This is a genomic window from Furfurilactobacillus rossiae (genome assembly GCF_013394005.1).
GTDB lineage: Bacteria > Bacillota > Bacilli > Lactobacillales > Lactobacillaceae > Furfurilactobacillus > Furfurilactobacillus rossiae.
Genome location: NZ_CP040586.1, coordinates 403242 through 420586, shown reverse-complemented (window position 1 = coordinate 420586; position 17345 = coordinate 403242). Strand labels below are relative to the sequence as shown.

The window sequence follows — 17345 nt, the reverse complement described above, 5'->3', positions numbered from 1 at the left end:
CAAATGTATTAAAAAGTGACTACATCAACTATTTGCTTCGTATGAATATCGGTTTCTGCAACCAATTATCATAATAGCGACCTTTAACCAAAATTGAAAGGGCTTACAATGTTTTTTGTTTGTTAGTGCACATAACAACCATTTAACAACCATTTTTTAGAATCATCGCTTGTCATTAATAACTAAAACTCAGTTATTCGAGTTGAGGGGAAAATATCATGAAATTGCTATCAATCCATTTCGCAGGACAATCAATTCTTTCCTGGGGGCTTCAGGTAATTTTGATTGCCGTTACATGGCTTGTTTATGACCACCAAATCCAAAATAATCTCGTCACAATATTGACTGTCATGGTCTTAATGGGTTTTACCTATATGAGTCTAGCTAAGGATACAAAGAATTCATCAAAATAAGTCGATACAATTCACGCAAACAATTGGAGGATTACTATGAACGCTCAAACTGATCATACCGATCAAAATGTAGCCACGGCGCAAGCAATATTATCTAGTGACAAACTGCCGTTTCACCGAAAGTTGACTTACGGTTTCACCGACATGGCCGGAAATTTGCTTTATACGTTAGTCGGTTCTTACATGTTGTACTTTTTCACCAATGTTTTTGGTCTGGATGTCGGCACTGCTGGTGTCTTATTACTAATTGGTCGGTTCATTGATGCCCTAGGTGCGCCTGTAATGGGTGTGCTGGTCGACCACACTCACAGTAAGTATGGTAAAAACCGTCCGTGGTTCTTATGGATGGCCCTGCCATTCACCATTTCCATCTGGTTGCTATTTACCACGCCTGCACTATCTGGCATGATGAAGGTCCTGTATGCTGGCGCCATGTACATTGTGGCTGAACTGGCATACACCGCCCTATCAACTCCGATTACTTCTGTTTTACCAAACATATCGTCAAACTCAGATGAAAGAACATCGGCTAACTCAATTCGGATGGTACTTGGTAATGTTGGTAACTTCTTTGCAGTCACATTTGTCATTCCGCTCGCATCATTCTTGGGCAACGGAAATGATCGACGTGGTTGGTCACTGGCTGTTGGTGTTTATGCCATTATCGCATTTATCATCTTGATGATTGCATTCCTAGATATGCGTGAAAAAAACGTGAACCAGGAAAAAATCATCACTATTCGGGAAAGTCTGAAGGCCACTAAAAGCAATTGGCCTTGGGTGCTCATTGTTCTGGCAAATTTGTTGCTATGGACCGCATATTCTGCAAGAAATGCCGCACTACCATATTATTTTCAATATAATTTAAACGACAAAGCATTGATTTCAATATTTAATGGTTTTTCCATCATTCAAATTCTTGGAATGGCTGCCGTGCCATTTGTGGTTAAGTATTTACACAAATGGGGCACTACAATCTTAATGTTGTCGCTGACTATGATTGGTCAAATCTGGATTGGCATGGCAGGCGCTAATGTCACATCAAGTCTAATCGGTTGGTCCATAGCATGTATTGGCTCTGGCTCCGCGATGACAATGTTCTTCTCCATGGTCGGCGACACCGTTGATTTTGGAGAATGGAAAAACGGAATACGCGCCAACGGTTTCCTAACTGCAATGGGAGCCTCTTTCTGTATTCAGATGGGATCAGGTATTGGCTCATTTGTTGCCGCACGAATCTTAGCATCCTTTGGGTTCACAGCCTCAAAGGCGGTCCAGAGTGGTAAAGCTTATCTGCAATTAACTTCACTTTCATCTGGGTACCAGTTGTTATCTATGCACTTAGCGCAGTTTGCATGGTCTTCTACCGTCGTTGGGAAAAACATGAACCCATCGTTACAGCCGAACTGGAAGAGCGTCGTGAAAATAATTAATGAATAATTTATTAGCACACCAGACTACCAAATAAATTTTTGCACAGCATGTATATCAATTTATCTCATAGTAAGAAAGGATCTCTCAATATGCAAACGCTTTTTAAACCGAAGCTTAATCACGTTGATATCACTTCAAAATTTTGGTCTCATTATCAACAATTAGTCGTCAAAGAAGTGCTCCCCTATCAATGGTCCGTTATGAATGACGAGGCCAGTGTCGACATTTCAGAAGATCCACAGAATAATGGTATCAATAAAAATAGCCATGCAATTGCAAACTTAAAAATTGCGGCTGGTCAACAAAAGGGCCATCATTACGGCTTTCCATTTCAGGATACCGACGTTTACAAGTGGCTTGAGGCGGCGGCTTACTCCTTTAGCTATCAGCCTAATAACGATTTAAAAACAATTACTGACACACTGGTTAGTCTTATCGCTGATGCACAAGAGGACAACGGCTACCTGTCTACCCTCTTTCAAATTGACGAACCACAACGTAAATTCAAACGTCTGCAACAGTCGCATGAACTCTATACAATGGGACATTACATCGAGGCTGGTGTTGCTTACTACCAAGTCACCGGCAGTGGCAAAGCGCTGACCATTGCAACTAAAATGGCTGATTGTATTTGTCGAAACTTTGGTGCTGATCCAGATCAGATTCACGGTTACGATGGACACCCAGAAATCGAATTGGCACTTGTCAAACTCTATGAAGTCACAAATGACCAACGATATTTAGACATGGCACATTACTTCTTGGTTGAGCGAGGCACAGACCCAGACTTTTTTGATAAGCAAAACATCGCCGATGGCCTTGAACGCGACTTGATTCCAAACATGCGCGATATGCCACGAACCTATTATCAGGCAGATAAACCAATTAAAGACCAACAAACGGCCGAAGGTCATGCTGTCCGTGTGGTTTACCTTTGTACCGGAATGGCTTCAGTAGCTCTTTATACGCATGACCAAACACTTTTAGATGCTTGCCATCGATTCTGGAATGACATTGTTAAACGTCGCATGTATATCACCGGCAACATTGGTTCAACAACAACTGGTGAATCACTCACATATGACTACGATTTGCCAAACGACACCATGTACGGTGAAACTTGTGCCTCGGTTGGGATGGCTTTCTTCGCAAAGAAAATGCTACAGCTTGAATCAAAAGGCGAGTATGCGGATATTCTGGAAAAGGAACTGTTTAATGGAAGTTTAAGTGGTATGTCTTTGGACGGTAAACATTTCTTTTACGTAAATCCGCTTGAAGCTGATCCCAAAGCATCCGCACTTAATCCCGGCAAAAGCCACGTGCTTACGCATCGTGCCGATTGGTTCGGATGCGCCTGTTGCCCTGCTAACTTAGCCCGTTTGATTACGTCATTAAGCGATTATCTCTATACTGAAAAAGACAATACCATTCTTGCCCATCAATTTATCGCAAATAAAGCGGCTTTCAACAACAAGGTGTCCATTAATCAAAAGAGTGATTTTCCTTGGTCCGGTGATGTCTTATTCGAGATTACCAATCCTGAAAATTGCGAGTTTAGGTTTGGTATTCGTATTCCACAATGGTCATTAGGTAATTATCAGCTCAGCATCAATGGTCATCTAGCGTCAATATCTATCGATGATGGCTTCGTCTATATTCCAGTGAATGAATCGAAAATGACTATTACCTTAAGCCTAGATATGAGCGTTAAGTTTATGGCAGCCAGCAACCGTATCGTCGCTGATCAAAACAAGATTGCTGTGCAAAGAGGGCCAGTAATCTATTGTGCCGAGGAAGCTGATAATCACACGTCACAATTAGGTTTGTATCACGTCTCACCTAAAGCAAACGTTCTAGTCAAAAAAGAACCAACCTTACTAAACGGCGTCACCACGTTAGATGTTTCAGCCCAAGAAGAAGAACTAACAAATGCGGATGACAATCCTTATCAACCCTTGACAAGTGAGAAAACCATCCCAGCTAATCTTCGATTAATCCCCTACTATGCGTGGGCTAATCGTACTGAAGGCGCCATGCGAGTATGGCTGAATCGTTAGAAAGCAAAGAAGCATTAGACTAAGTTGAGAGGTCTAATGCTTCTTTATCGTTAAAAGTTAATTTATGCTCCAAAAATATACATGCCGGACGGCTTACGAGACGCGAACTTCGGCTCGTAAGCGAGGGTGAAGATTGCGGGGTGGCAAGCTAAACCCAGTTTCATGACCGGCCTCTCAGGTTGGCGCAACGGTTAGTCATCATTGATAACTTAATGGATGAAAATCAACTACTCAGTTGTAGAAGTTCGCTGAATTGTTCAGCTTGCTTTTCATTACCTAATTTCATCCTGAATTTCTCACACTTTTAGCTATAAAACATCTTCATTTCGATATCTTGATTAAAGTTCCCAAACCCTTTGCCAAAAATCGTGCAGCCGCCACGGTTCTTGGCATTCTTTTTAACTTCAAAACGAACTGTGACAGTATCACCGTCTATCTTTAGATCATCTAGCGACGCTTCAGAGAATGGTTGTCCGTCGAGATAGCTCCCGTGATCAGTGACACGAACCGTTTTTAAAATACCATACTGATTAACGTTATCTGGCACCCACAACGGCGTGTACTTTCCCCGAGTATCAGAGAAATCACCAGGGCTTGTCCAATTGCCGATTGCGTGGCCGTTAATCGAAAACGTGATGTCAGAAGGCCAAACGTTATTAGAAAATGGGAATTCAGAGCCTAGCTCCATGGATAAATCTAACATCTGCAACGTATCGTTTCTAGCCAGATAGTTTGGAAACTGATATTCAACAAATCCTTCTGTCCACCAAATCATTCCCGCACTCATTCGTTCTGGATCCATGAAATATGCCGGATTATCGACCTTGCCAATATAATTATCTTTTCCGGCCAGACCGCATGACGGTTTCACTGAAAAGTTAGTAAAGTGTCCCACTGGCACATCAGTCGTTTGAACATCAAACGCCGTGTAAATCTCTTGGGGGAAGTTCACATTGATATGATCAACCTTTAACTTAGACACCTTGTTATGACCGACTCGTTCAAATTCAATCAGGCCCGCTTCAGCGAGTTTGTTGAGATGCATCAACACAATTGTGCTACTAAGTTTCATTTCTTCAGCCAGTTCACGAACGCTCAAATGCTTATATGAAAGCTTTCTGAGAATAGCCAATCTAACTGGACTGGCTAGTGCTTTATACGCTAGCAAAGATTCATTAGACAAATCCAATTCCATTATGGATAACACCAACCTTTTTGTTGATCAGACGGTAACAAACAACATTTATATTGCTTTAAATTAATATAAAGCGGTTTCTTTTACTGAAATTATAATATAAACGCTTACATTATCCAAATTTATTCGAATAAATATCATTAACATCATTGTAAGCGTTTGCTTCTGCCTGTACTCTAATCTTGTACAAAGGATAACAAGTTAGCTAACGTCGTTCGTCCGATTACCAAACAAGACATGAAGGGACAAGTTGATATGACAACTGCAACAGATTACATTAATCCACTAATTGTGCAGCGCGCCGATCCATTTATTTATAAGCACACAGACGGCTATTATTATTTCACCGCTTCGGTACCTGCATATAACCTCATTGAAATCCGTCGTGCCAAAACATTGGCCGGTCTCGCCCATGCTGCACCAAGAACTATTTGGCGTAAACATGACAGCGGTCCAATGAGTCAATTGATCTGGGCACCAGAGATTCATTACATCGACGGCAAGTGGTTCATCTACTTTGCCGCAGCCGAAACAACGGCATTCGACAAAAATGGCATGTTCCAACACCGTATGTTCTGTATTGAATGCGATAACGCTGATCCAATGCGCAGCGAAGATGATTGGATTGAACATGGCCAAGTTAAAACGCCAATGGATTCTTTCTCACTCGACGCAACGTGCTTTAAAGCCAACGACAAGTTGTACTACGTTTGGGCACAAAAGGATCCAGCCATTAAGGGTAATTCCAACATCTACATTGCTGAAATGGCCAACCCTTGGACACTTAAAACTAAGCCTGTAATGTTGACTAAACCGGAATTTGACTGGGAAACAAAGATTTTCTGGGTGAACGAAGGTCCTGCCGTAATCCATCGTAATGGGCGATACTTCTTAACTTACTCAGCTAGTGCGACCGATGAAAATTACTGCATGGGTATGCTAAGTATTGATGAAAATGCTGATTTACTTGATGCCAGTCAGTGGCACAAGGCAGAAAAACCAGTCTTTCAAAGTGACCTTGACCATGACCAATTCGGGCCTGGCCACAATTCCTTCACAGTAGCCGAAGACGGTCAAACAGATATTTTGGTTTACCACTGCCGTGACTACACAGAAATCAAGGGCGATCCACTGTATGATCCAAATCGCCATACGAAGGTTCAACCCTTTACGTGGAACGATGATGGCACCCCTAACTTTGGCAAACCAGTGCCTTACAACTATGACTAATCATTTAGAAAATAGAGGTTAAAAACATCATGCAAAAAACTGAATCAAAACACTTTTGGGGGTTCCCCTTCTCCCACTTTAGTTATTTCTTCATTTGGGCTACCGTCTATGGCTATTTAACACTATGGATGGAACAAGTTGGTCACTTAAACGGAACTGAATCTGGAGCTGTCTTCTCAATGATGGCCGGAATTTCGCTTATTTTCCAACCAATCTTCGGGGTCGTTTCCGACAAGCTGTTATTCAAAAAGAACTTAGTTATTCTAATCTCTGTCGTTGCTATTTTTATCGGACCTTACTTCCAATGGGTCTTCTTACCATTGCTCCATATCAATTCTTTCTTGGTTGCCATCGTCACTGGGACCTTCCTCAGCTTTGTTTTAAACGGTGGGGTTTCCGTTATTGAACAGTATGTTCAACGTGCCAGTTTAGCTAACAAGTTTGAATATGCTCACTCACGTGTCGGAGGTTCTGTTGCCGGTGTTGTCGCTTCATTGATTGCCGGTCGTTTATTCCTGTGGTCACCAGACTCAATCTTCTGGGCATGTACCGTTGCTGCCATTATCTTAACTGGCTTACTGTTATTCAGTGACAAAATCGACATGGACAACGCTTCTGCCGCTGGGGACACATCTAACTCCTTGGACATGAAGACCGTTATGTCTGTGTTCAAGATTAAAAACTTATGGGTTCTGGCCATTTTCTACATGGGCGCATCAGCTATTTTCGATGTGTTCGACCAACAATTCATTATCTTCTTCAAGACGTTCTTCCATACCGCCGCACAAGGTACATTGGTTTATAGTTACATGACTTCCGGTCAAACGGCCATTGAATTCTTGCTCATGTTCCCAATGCCATGGATCATCAACAAAATCGGTTCTAAAAATGGTTTGATCATCTACGGCTTCATCACTTGCATTCGGATCTTAGGTTCTGCTTTGTCACCAACCTGGGGCTGGGTTGTCTTCTTCCGTTTGCTCGCCGGACTGGAAATGCCGTTATTATTGACGTCTATCATGAAGTACATCGCCGGTGCCTTTGATATTCGTTTATACGCTACGGTTTATGCCCTCGCGTCTAACTTTGCTAAGCAAATATCGGTCTTCATTTTCTCCTCTGTTGCCGGTAAATTATACGATGTGATCGGTTACCAACACACGTACATCTGGATGGGTGTTCTAGTCTTCGTCATTACACTGTTCGCTGCATTCTTCTTGAAAAAAGAGGATAAAGTACAGGCTGGTGAAGTCGAGGCTCCAAAAGATACACCGACGCCAGCAAATGATTCTGATAATTAGGCAATCGAAAATGTAACAAAAATAAGCCATTAAGGAACGGTTGTAGTGTTATTGTCCCCTTAGAGTAGACAGACGAAATAATAAATCGTCTATCTATTTCTAAGGGGATTTTTGTATGGAAAAACAAGGACGTTCGTATAGTCTTGAACAAAAGCTAGACACTCTTTATCAGTTCAAACACTCAGGCAAAAGCATGAGGGCATTCACCAAGGACTTTGGAATCGCATTTGTAACACTTAAAAAGTGGCTTGACCTTGAACAATTAGAAGATTTTAAAGCGCTTGAACCAAGTCATGAATGGAAACGGTATTCGCAAGATACAAAGAATGCCGCAGTTCATGATCGCTTAGTCAATGGACTGTCTCAACTAGATATCGTTAAAAAGTATCAGATTAGTTCTACTTCTGTTTTACGAAGGTGGGTAAATCAGTATACTAATGGCAAGGAAATCAAAGCCACTAGTAAAGGACAAACAACCCATATGAAACAAGGTCGAACCACCAGCTATCAAGAACGTATTGAAATCGCACAATATGCCCTCGCTCATGAGAAGGATTATCACACAACTGCCAATCATTTTAACGTGTCCTATCAACAGGTTTACACATGGGTACGTAAATACGAGAAGGATGGGATTAATGCGCTTCAGGATCGTCGTGGAAAGCGACTAAATCGTGAACCTGAGGAGCTAAGCGAAAAAGAGCGTTTAGAGTTGCGCATCAAAGAGCTGGAAGAGCGCAATGACTTCTTAGAAACACGTGAAGATTTGGCAAAAAAATTACGGGAGATTCAAAGGAGGAATCAATAGATTGGTTACACCCAGTAACCCGAATCGAACGTTATCAGGCGATTCAGGAATTGTCTGAACAAACTAATCCACGAACGCACAAACCTTATGTCATCGAACAGCTTTGTGCCCTTACAGGTATCAAGCGCGCCGCCTATTACAAATGGACACACCGAAAGCCTAATCAACGTGAGCTTGATAATGAAGTCATTTGGCAGTTCATTGAAGAACGTGAAGCTCGTGACTATGGCATCTATGGCTCACAACGAATGACACGGCTGATTAACCGTGAAACTGAGTTTCACGTTAATCGCAAGCGTGTGTATCGCTTGATGGATGCTCACGGCATGACCGCTTCAATTCGTAAAGCGAAGGTTGACCGTAAGTCCCAGAAAGCTGAAGTCATTACCGCAAACATCCTTGACCGTAAGTTTTCCGCTAACGAACCAAACCAACGATGGGTTACCGACTGCACTGAATTACAGTACGGCATAGATACCCTTAACAAAGTGAAACTAAGTGCCATTAAAGACCTCTATGACCATTCAATCATTGCCTATAATCTTAGTGACACAGAAACAGCGGCGGCTGTGACTATCACATTACACCGGGCCTTAGAAACTTGCCCAGACGCAGAACCACCGTTACATACTGACCGTGGTTCTGCGTATACAGCTCGAATCTATGACTTAGAATTACGTCAACATCACATCACACACAGTATGTCTCGTGGTGGTAAACCTATTGATAATGGCGCCATGGAAACCTTTTGGAGTCATATCAAAGATGAATGGTTTGATCTACGACCGGCCGGCACGTTCAAAGAACTTGTCGCCTTAGTCGACGCTGGGATCGACTGGTATAACAATGGTCGTCCGCAAGAAACACTAAACGGCCTGACTCCGAATGAATATCGGAATCAGACCGTTCGCAAAGCAAGTTAATTTATATTATTTCGACTGTTTACTTGACTGGGTCATGTCCATAGCCTCTCCTTAATGGCTTATTTTATATAAAACATTTAATCAAGAATGCTAATCCTCATTCGCTTTAAATCCACTTTGAATACTGTAACGAACCGTCTTACTAGATGTCTTTAAATACCTGTCTCTTTCAACATCTAGGATTTCGCTAGGGTATGGTGCATAACTGGTAACCTTGTACTCATCATGGCCCAGTTTGGCCAAGTTACCATTTATCACACCAAGTGTTCCATCTGCTTTTGTATACATGTACGCTTTTTGTCCAAATCCTGTTAAGTAAGCGGCTAATTCTTCGCCCATATCCCAATCATCATGACCTGTATCACCATCAGGAAATAGTCTGGTAAAAATACCACCGTCTTGAGCAAAAGCTGATTGGCCAAAACGATTTCGAGATAGATCCGGTCGATTAATGTTTGGCCCTGCAATACTATATGTCGAGGCAGCCTCTCCTGGTTTGAGCAAACGATCTGGCGTGGTTGCGTTTGCATCATACATGTATAACACACCCGCAAATGCACGATAAGCGCCTCGTAACAGCTCAGTGTCACCCAATTTTTCATAGGCTAGCAGGCTAGAAGCAGCTGTAATCCCGCCCCATAATGAATGAATCATATAAGAAAGCGCTTCCCACCAACGGTCTGGCGCCTGGCTTCGAAAATCATTGCTGAAGCCTATGTTGGCTTTCAACAATTCTGCATATCGACTGGCTGCCTTCGTATAGCCTGCATTGGCCAAAGCTCCAGTGGCCGGTCCAAAACCAGCATTATCATAAAAGTGCTCTGTAATGGCAGCTTTATATGATTGGCTATCAGTTGCCACACGCTTTACGGCTTTGTCCCAACAATCCTTAATTAGCCGATAGTCCTCATTCATGCCATGAGCTTTTAAGTCACTCAGCAGACCGTCAATGTATAAAAAGTACACGCCTAACATTTGCGATTCTTCCTTTGCACGCTGGCTTTCATGCATGTCTGGATTAACTCGTAAATTAAAGACATCCGCAGCCCAGTGAAGATAAACTGTCGGTTGATTGAGTGTTAGAATATTTTCCCCAAACAGTGATAATAAGTAGTAGACATGCCCAATATATTCGAAATCCATTACGCGATAAAAGTCTCCATATAGGGACGTCGGTTTACTAAAATCACCATCAACAAACCATTTTTGACGAATGTAGTATACAGCACTCTGTTCGACCTGCCGTACCTGAGTCACTGTTTTTTCGGTCGGATTTAGCAGATTTGCCATCAAGATCAAACTCAGTTTTCCTAATGATTCTCCTTGGTTAGAAACTGGATTGAATGCATATGGATGTTTTCCTGAGGCACCTTCGAAAGAATGAGTACTTAGCCAATTCACGCGCTGTTGAATAACTTGTTGGAGCGGCGGCATAACATTAAACACAACGCGATCTTGTCTGCCACTTTCAAGATTAATCAGCAGCTCATGTTCACTCACCTCTGTTGGCGTTAACGTCAACACGTTTTGTTTAAAACTGGAGGTTACATCACGTTCAATAATCTTGTTATCAACATTAGTACGTAAAACAATTCGTTCAACCAAATCGTTCGTTGGTCCCTCGATTGTTACTGTAGCTGTCTGATTTTGAATGATAATTGGTGGATATGTTATGCGCGGGTGACCAAAATGTTGGGCCACATCAGTAAAATTATCCTGATTGCTAAAGGGGGCGAGAACAAAAGACCACTTCATTTCGTCGGTTAAAGTGATACTACTATGCGGGTATATCCAATCTCTTTCTGGTGCTTTTGTTTGTGGATATCCGCCAGCCAAGATAAGTTGATGAAACAACATACCATCCAATGACGGCGATACATTTTCAAAGAATCGATTCGTCCACTCACAAGCGGTTCCAACTGACTGAACCACACCTGCTGTCTGAAATAGCCCCATGTTCTTTCCTTCATTATCACGACGCATTCCGGCTAATTTAGTGAAGTTCGGGGCAACTGAAGGAAAAACAGCTGTGGAACGATGAATGTTTTGGAGAACATCTCGATCTCGAAACATAACATATGCCAGCGAACACCAGACACCGAGACTTGTTATTTTTACAGGCTCATACGTATTATTCTGTAACAGAATTTGCCACTGCAACTGATTGTTAATCAATTCATAATTCAACGAAATTGTTGCTTCGGGGAGCTGATATTTAACTATCAATTGTTCATTAGTTTCTTCAAGAACCGGCGTTAATTCAATGCTTTTGTAACGATGGTCCCCGATTACTATTTCGAATTCACCAAACAATTTATCTCTGTCAGTGTATCCTACTTTATCTAAGTAACTAGGATTAATTACCCAGTTCATCTGATCAGTGTCTTCCTTATCGACAAGACTTGTAATTGCTCCATGGGCATTGTACTGCATGTCGAAGCGTTTTGAATGCATGTTTGTACCTCACTATTTTTAAATTAACGAAAGCGCTTTACGGTGAGTATAAAGCGCTCTAGCACATCAATAAATGTAAAAGCCAAAGATAAATTTATAAAATATCACACATCGATTTGTTATGATGCTGCGTTAACCATTGATTCGATATGTTCGAGGCGAGACACCGACTTGCTTCTTAAACGAAGTTGAAAAGTAATAAATGTTTTGATAACCAACCCTTTCAGCAATAGTAGAAATTGGAAGTGACGTATTAAGTAGCTGACGTTTTGCTTCTTCCATCCGATACTGTTTAACAAACTCATCCGGCGTCAAGCCAGTCGTCTGTTTAACTGCTCGACTAATATAATTGGGATGAAAATGAAAGACCCGGCTCAATTCCTCATTTGTAATCCGTGATTGGTAATGAGTACGTAAGTATTCTTGAACATGTGCTGCTAATTCTGCAAGACGAGTTTCCTTGGCCGAACTATATTGTACGGCTTGAAGTACATCAATAAATAACTGCTGAGATCGCCAAAAACCGTAGCTGTTGGACTGTTGGCTTTCTTCGAAAATTTGCCGAATTGTTGGCATGAGCTGATCTTGATTTGGAATATTGAATTGCTTTGCCAAATAAACAGTTGTTGACGGTGTGTAGTAATGTAGCGTTGGAACGGCAATACTTGGTGTTAATGGTGTCGGATTGACGCTTTGACTCCATTCTCCAGCCACATAAAAATGAATCCAGTAGTACTCCGTTCGCTCTGCCACTGGCTTCCACGAGTAATGGTGATGTCTTGGACGCAATACAAATATCTGACCAGCCTTGATCGTATAGTGAGCGTCATCTTCGGCGATGAACAAGCAACCTTTACGCATAACCATAAGGATGAAATATTGTAAATCATCTCGATTTGGATGTTGTTCGCCCACTTCAAAAGTCGCATATCCACCTTCGATAAATGTTGGAAAGGGCAAGCATGATATAGATAAATATTGAGTCATTGTCTTCCTCCGTGCGTTTTCGTCGCCACCAGCCATCAATTCCCTATCGCCCCTTATTATGCGTCCGATGCTCTTTCAAAACTGCATCGCTAGTTTAAAAGTGTGATTTTTTATAGATACTCTGTGAGCTATTGAATGTTAATTGCTTAATGATATGGGTAAATTAAGGTCAATGAAAGCGCTTTTAAAAAATATCGACCAATCTTATTCACCTCAGGAGGAACCATTGTGAAAAGCCACATTGCAGAATCGCTCAAATCTTCAACCAAAATTCCGTTTCATCGGATGCTAGCCTATGCCAGTACAGATATGGCAGGAAACTTGCTTTATACCACTGTTACAACTTTTATTTTGTACTATTATACTGATGTTTTCGGATTATCAGTCGCCGCAGCGGGTACGATTCTTTTAGCAGCACGAATCCTTGATGCCTTTGATGCGCCAGTATGGGGATTTATCATTGATCACACCCATACGCGTTGGGGACAAAGTCGTCCATACTTTTTATGGATTGCATTTCCCTTTGCAATATTCTTTATTCTCATGTTCTGGTCACCTTCGCTAAGTTCAACTGGCAAGTTTTGGTGGGCAATGATTACCTACCTTCTGTTTGGAATTTCATATACCGGGGTCGGAACTCCCATAAGTTCCATTTTGCCAAACCTCAGTAATGACTCTGACCAACGAATCAAGTTGAATAGCACACGAATGATCGGTGGTAACATCGGATTTTTCATCACTGCAACCTTTACTTTAAGTTTTGTCGCCTTTTTTGGCGGTGGCAGTGCGGTCACCGGTTGGCGCACAACCGCTCTCGTATTGGCTGTTATTGGTTTCGCCCTTTTAATGTTCGCTTTCCTCGATACTCGTGAAATTAACACTCAATCACAGAAACCCTTACCAATCATAGACTCGATCAGAGCTGCCAAATCTAATTGGCCTTGGTTCATCTTGGTTCTTGGTTTTATCTTCTACTGGCTTGGAAACGCTTCACGAACCTCTGTTTTAGTGTATTACACGCAATACAATCTCGGTGCTAAAGGATTTGCATCAGTATTGAACGCATTGGTTATGTTTCAAATGGTCGGTATGTTATTAATTCCATTCCTTGTTAAAAAATTTGCTAAAACACAAGTTTTAATTGCCGGATTATTACTTGCAGCCTTGGGTCAAATTGCAATCGCATTTACCGGTCACTCTTTCATTGCCTTAGCTGTTGCCTGGAGCATCGCATCCATCGGTACTGGAATTTCCGTCTCAATGCCATTCGCAATGCTATCGGACACGGTCGATTATGGTGAATGGAAAAACGGGATTCGTGCAAGCGGTTTCCTAACCGCCATCGGCAGTTCGTTCGCAATTAAGATGGGATCCGGTCTAGGTGGTTGGGCTCCATCAATGATTCTTAACCACGCTGGATACAAGGCAGGCATTGCGCAAAATGCCGCGTCACTTTCCGCTATCAAGTTCTGTTTTAGTTATCTTCCCGCCATTTTCTTCATCGGTGGCGCACTTATTATGATCGCCTATTTAAAGTTCGAACGTAAAGAAACGACGATTCGAGAAACACTAATCGATCGTCGTGGTCAAATTAAAGAAAGTTAGGGGTAATTCTATGAAAGCTATTATCAATACCGACGCAAGTAATACCATTTCAAAAATTGATAATCGTATCTATGGTTCATTTATTGAACAACTAGGACGTGCTGTTTACACCGGCATTTATCAGCCTGCTCATCCAGAAGCAGATGAAGAAGGATTTCGAAAAGATGTTATCAGAGCAGTAAAAAGTCTGCACGTTCCATTGATTCGTTATCCAGGTGGCAATTTCCTATCACAATACAAGTGGGAAGACGGTATCGGTCCCAAAGATCAACGACCAACCCGCTTAGACATTGCTTGGCGTGAACTGGAAACAAACCAATTCGGCCTACATGAATTTATGCACTGGTCAAAAAAGGTCGGAGCCGTGCCTAATATGGCTGTTAATTTAGGGACCCGTGGCATTCAAGAGGCAGCTGATTTAGTCGAATACTGTAACTTCCCAAGTGGCACTAAACTAAGTGATCTGCGCGTCAAAAATGGCGATCCCAAACCATTTGCTATTAAGACTTGGTGTTTAGGTAACGAAATGGATGGCCCTTGGGAGATTGGTACTAAAACCGCATCTGAATATGCACATCTGGCTAACGAAACTGCTAAGGCAATGAAACAAGTGGATGATAGTATTGAGCTAGTTGCCTGTGGCAGTTCATCCCTCGACAATCCAACGTTTGGCACCTGGGAAGAAACAGTATTAGATGAATGCTACGATAATGTGGATTACTTATCCTTACACCGTTACTATGGCTATTACGGCGATGACGACCCAACCGAATTGGATAACTTCTTAGCGAAAAACGAGGACTTGGACCAATTCATCAGTGGTGTCGTTGCTATGTGTGACGCTGTTCAGGCCCGCAAACGGTCAAGCAAACAAATCAACTTGTCGTTTGATGAATGGAATGTTTGGTACCATTCAAACGATGCGGACAACAAGATTAAACCATGGCAGGTTGGTCCTCACCTGTTGGAAGATGTTTATAACTTTGAAGACGCCTTACTCGTCGGTAGTTTGCTAATGACATTGCTAAAACACGCTGACCGCGTTAAGATTGCTTGCCTTGCACAACTTGTCAACGTCATTGCGCCAATTATGACAGATACGGACGGCGGCGTGTGGTTACAATCCATTTATTATCCATTCATGCAAATGGCAACGTATGGGCATGGCGTTGTATTAAATAGTAGCGTTGATGTTCCAACATACAACTCTCGTCAATTTAAAAATGTTCCATTGATGGACAGCGTCACCATCTATAATAAAGATGCCAATGAACTGATTGTTTTTGCCGAAAATAAAAGCCAACACGAAAACGCCGACTTATCAATCAATCCTACTAGCTTTGACATTGATCACGTCATAGAAGCAACCCAATTTTACGGTTATGACGTTAAGGCTGACAACCGCGATGGCAAAATGGCAATTCGGCCATTAGCTAGCGTTGAACTTACTGGAGAAAATATCAGCGCTAAATTGGAACCATTATCTTGGAATATGATTCGAATGGCCGTGAAGTAACTCAAAAATGCATTGCTACTACGAAAGACATTTTGTAGTAGCAATGCATTTTTAATTTCAAGCCTTTAATTCAGATCATCAAAAGCCCTTAGCGAGTCCATAATCAGCTTAATAAACCGCTCACGGTCAACCTTCAACAACACATTAGTGTTCTTCGGTTTACCAGTCAGTTCATAGTAATCACAGACCGTTTCGCCCTTAACTAATTCACCCTGTGTTTCCACATCGACATTCATCTGTTCACCTTCAAACAGCGTCGGGTCAATCAACCATGCAATGGTACATGGGTCATGTAGTGGTGCACCTTTGAATCCCCACTTCGGATTTTCGTGATAGATTTCAAAGAAATCAAGTAAACCACGAAAGGCATGAGCAACAGGATTTTTAATATCGTCAATGGACTCAATTTCATCCTTCAATATCTGCGCTTGATGCGTAACATTAAGTGGTGCCATAACTAAAGGAATGCCAGCATTCATCACAATCTTAGCGGCTTCAGGATCCACATAAATGTTGAACTCAACGGACGGGGTCCAGTTTCCTAACCCCATAGCGCCACCCATGAAAACAATTTGTTCGATTCGATCAGCAAGTTCTGGATAAACACGCAGGAACAAGGCAGCATTCGTCATCGGCCCAGTCACAACCAGCGTAACTTTCTCATCGCTCTCTCTAATGGTTTTCGCCATTAATTCAATCGCCGTCATATTCTGTGGTTTGAAATCTGGGTCTGGCAGTTCCGCACCATCTAGTCCTGTCTTACCATGAACGTTACCAGCCGTTGCAAGCTTATTAACTAATGGTGTCCGGTTTCCGCCAGCAACGGGAATATCCTCGCGATGCATTAATGTTAACATGCGCATAGCATTGTTTAGCGTTTTTTCCGGTGTTTGATTCCCCGCTGAAGTTGTTACAGCTGCTAATTCAATCTTTGGTGAAGCAATCGCCATAGTCATTGCTAGCGCATCATCATGTCCAGGATCACAATCTAAAATAATCTTTGTCATGTCAAACTCCTTTCAGGTTACCTATGTCTAGTTTACCTTGTTAACTACGCTTAGCGGATATTTTTTGATTAAGTAGAAGATGATTAAACAAGCCAATAAACCAATAATGGCGATCAATACTGCGCTAATTTGTATAAAACCTGTCAACTTTGTACTAGCGACCGCAATAATACTTACGAATCCCATAAGGTAGACTGTATCTACAAATATCATAAACGCTTTGGCAAACCGCTTCGTACTCAGCAAACGAACAAGCGCCCACGCATATAACAAAATCACGAAAGCCGAAGATCTAATCAGCATCCCCGTCGTCTGCCCCTGTGAATGCCCACTGGTGACTAGCCAATTACTGCTGACAAATAAAACAATTGTCATCATTACTGTCGTTACAAGCTTTGATTTTATCGTCTTCATC

14 protein-coding genes are annotated in these 17345 nt (G+C 42.0%); 9 read left to right on the top strand and 5 right to left on the bottom strand.

The annotated features are described in order from the left end of the window. Window positions 1-218 precede the first annotated feature (218 nt). The 3 genes from LROSL1_RS01905 (at window position 219) to LROSL1_RS01895 (ending at window position 3904) form a co-directional block, all read left to right on the top strand. Window positions 219-413: a hypothetical protein gene (locus LROSL1_RS01905; RefSeq protein WP_178913555.1), complete on the top strand. Its 195-nt coding sequence runs from the start codon at window positions 219-221 to the stop codon at window positions 411-413. A 36-nt stretch (window positions 414-449) separates the two neighbouring features. Beyond that, window positions 450-1853 (top strand): MFS transporter, encoded by a 1404-nt coding sequence (locus LROSL1_RS01900; RefSeq protein WP_318653001.1) that lies wholly within the window; start codon window positions 450-452, stop codon window positions 1851-1853. Between the two features lie 83 nt (window positions 1854-1936). Further along, on the top strand, window positions 1937-3904 hold the full coding sequence (locus LROSL1_RS01895) for a glycoside hydrolase family 127 protein (RefSeq protein WP_178913554.1): 1968 nt from the start codon (window positions 1937-1939) through the stop codon (window positions 3902-3904). Window positions 3905-4208: 304 nt separating this feature from the next. Here LROSL1_RS01895 and LROSL1_RS01890 read toward each other — a convergent pair whose 3' ends face one another. Further along, the gene (locus tag LROSL1_RS01890) at window positions 4209-5099 is read right to left on the bottom strand and encodes an ArsR/SmtB family transcription factor (protein ID WP_161003458.1); all 891 of its coding nucleotides are present in this window, start codon (window positions 5097-5099) and stop codon (window positions 4209-4211) included. 255 nt (window positions 5100-5354) lie between these two features. Here LROSL1_RS01890 and LROSL1_RS01885 point away from each other — a divergent pair, with 255 nt between their 5' ends. The 4 genes from LROSL1_RS01885 (at window position 5355) to LROSL1_RS01870 (ending at window position 9361) form a co-directional block, all read left to right on the top strand. Next, window positions 5355-6329, top strand: coding sequence for a glycoside hydrolase family 43 protein (locus LROSL1_RS01885; protein ID WP_017263019.1), 975 nt, complete (start codon window positions 5355-5357; stop codon window positions 6327-6329). Between the two features lie 29 nt (window positions 6330-6358). After that, window positions 6359-7630, top strand: coding sequence for an oligosaccharide MFS transporter (locus tag LROSL1_RS01880; RefSeq protein ID WP_017263020.1), 1272 nt, complete (start codon window positions 6359-6361; stop codon window positions 7628-7630). Window positions 7631-7745: 115 nt separating this feature from the next. After that, on the top strand, window positions 7746-8438 hold the full coding sequence (locus LROSL1_RS01875) for a helix-turn-helix domain-containing protein (protein ID WP_152323476.1): 693 nt from the start codon (window positions 7746-7748) through the stop codon (window positions 8436-8438). A 50-nt stretch (window positions 8439-8488) separates the two neighbouring features. Next, window positions 8489-9361: an IS3 family transposase gene (locus LROSL1_RS01870; protein WP_178913553.1), complete on the top strand. Its 873-nt coding sequence runs from the start codon at window positions 8489-8491 to the stop codon at window positions 9359-9361. Window positions 9362-9451: 90 nt separating this feature from the next. Here the strand turns inward: LROSL1_RS01870 and LROSL1_RS01865 are convergent, their stop codons facing one another. Continuing rightward, window positions 9452-11815, bottom strand: coding sequence for a hypothetical protein (locus LROSL1_RS01865; protein ID WP_178913552.1), 2364 nt, complete (start codon window positions 11813-11815; stop codon window positions 9452-9454). A gap of 132 nt (window positions 11816-11947) precedes the next feature. Beyond that, entirely contained in the window at window positions 11948-12802 is an 855-nt protein-coding gene (locus LROSL1_RS01860; protein ID WP_017263022.1) for a helix-turn-helix domain-containing protein, read from the bottom strand. Between the two features lie 285 nt (window positions 12803-13087). On the opposite strand from LROSL1_RS01860, the gene LROSL1_RS01855 reads away from it, so the two are divergent. Further along, window positions 13088-14407, top strand: coding sequence for a glycoside-pentoside-hexuronide (GPH):cation symporter (locus tag LROSL1_RS01855; protein WP_268885892.1), 1320 nt, complete (start codon window positions 13088-13090; stop codon window positions 14405-14407). Window positions 14408-14417: 10 nt separating this feature from the next. Then, window positions 14418-15923, top strand: coding sequence for an arabinosylfuranosidase ArfA (gene arfA / locus LROSL1_RS01850; protein WP_178913550.1), 1506 nt, complete (start codon window positions 14418-14420; stop codon window positions 15921-15923). A 65-nt stretch (window positions 15924-15988) separates the two neighbouring features. Here the strand turns inward: arfA and rihA are convergent, their stop codons facing one another. Both rihA and LROSL1_RS01840 read right to left on the bottom strand, forming a co-directional pair. Then, a complete protein-coding gene (gene rihA, locus LROSL1_RS01845; RefSeq protein WP_178913549.1) occupies window positions 15989-16930 on the bottom strand; it encodes a pyrimidine-specific ribonucleoside hydrolase RihA in 942 nt (313 codons plus the stop codon). A gap of 27 nt (window positions 16931-16957) precedes the next feature. Next, window positions 16958-17344: a hypothetical protein gene (locus LROSL1_RS01840; protein WP_178913548.1), complete on the bottom strand. Its 387-nt coding sequence runs from the start codon at window positions 17342-17344 to the stop codon at window positions 16958-16960. Between the last annotated feature and the right edge of the window lies 1 nt (window position 17345).

Excerpts from the sequence above, each read along its gene's own strand:
- LROSL1_RS01890 (WP_161003458.1), bottom strand. The coding sequence starts at position 5,099 with ATGGAATTGGATTTGTCTAATGAATCTTTGCTAGCGTATAAAGCACTA.
- LROSL1_RS01900 (WP_318653001.1), top strand. The coding sequence starts at position 450 with ATGAACGCTCAAACTGATCATACCGATCAAAATGTAGCCACGGCGCAA.
- LROSL1_RS01895 (WP_178913554.1), top strand. The coding sequence starts at position 1,937 with ATGCAAACGCTTTTTAAACCGAAGCTTAATCACGTTGATATCACTTCA.
- arfA (WP_178913550.1), top strand. The coding sequence starts at position 14,418 with ATGAAAGCTATTATCAATACCGACGCAAGTAATACCATTTCAAAAATT.
- LROSL1_RS01905 (WP_178913555.1), top strand. The coding sequence starts at position 219 with ATGAAATTGCTATCAATCCATTTCGCAGGACAATCAATTCTTTCCTGG.
- LROSL1_RS01885 (WP_017263019.1), top strand. The coding sequence starts at position 5,355 with ATGACAACTGCAACAGATTACATTAATCCACTAATTGTGCAGCGCGCC.
- LROSL1_RS01865 (WP_178913552.1), bottom strand. The coding sequence starts at position 11,815 with ATGCATTCAAAACGCTTCGACATGCAGTACAATGCCCATGGAGCAATT.
- LROSL1_RS01880 (WP_017263020.1), top strand. The coding sequence starts at position 6,359 with ATGCAAAAAACTGAATCAAAACACTTTTGGGGGTTCCCCTTCTCCCAC.
- rihA (WP_178913549.1), bottom strand. The coding sequence starts at position 16,930 with ATGACAAAGATTATTTTAGATTGTGATCCTGGACATGATGATGCGCTA.
- LROSL1_RS01860 (WP_017263022.1), bottom strand. The coding sequence starts at position 12,802 with ATGACTCAATATTTATCTATATCATGCTTGCCCTTTCCAACATTTATC.
- LROSL1_RS01875 (WP_152323476.1), top strand. The coding sequence starts at position 7,746 with ATGGAAAAACAAGGACGTTCGTATAGTCTTGAACAAAAGCTAGACACT.
- LROSL1_RS01855 (WP_268885892.1), top strand. The coding sequence starts at position 13,088 with ATGCTAGCCTATGCCAGTACAGATATGGCAGGAAACTTGCTTTATACC.
- LROSL1_RS01840 (WP_178913548.1), bottom strand. The coding sequence starts at position 17,344 with ATGAAGACGATAAAATCAAAGCTTGTAACGACAGTAATGATGACAATT.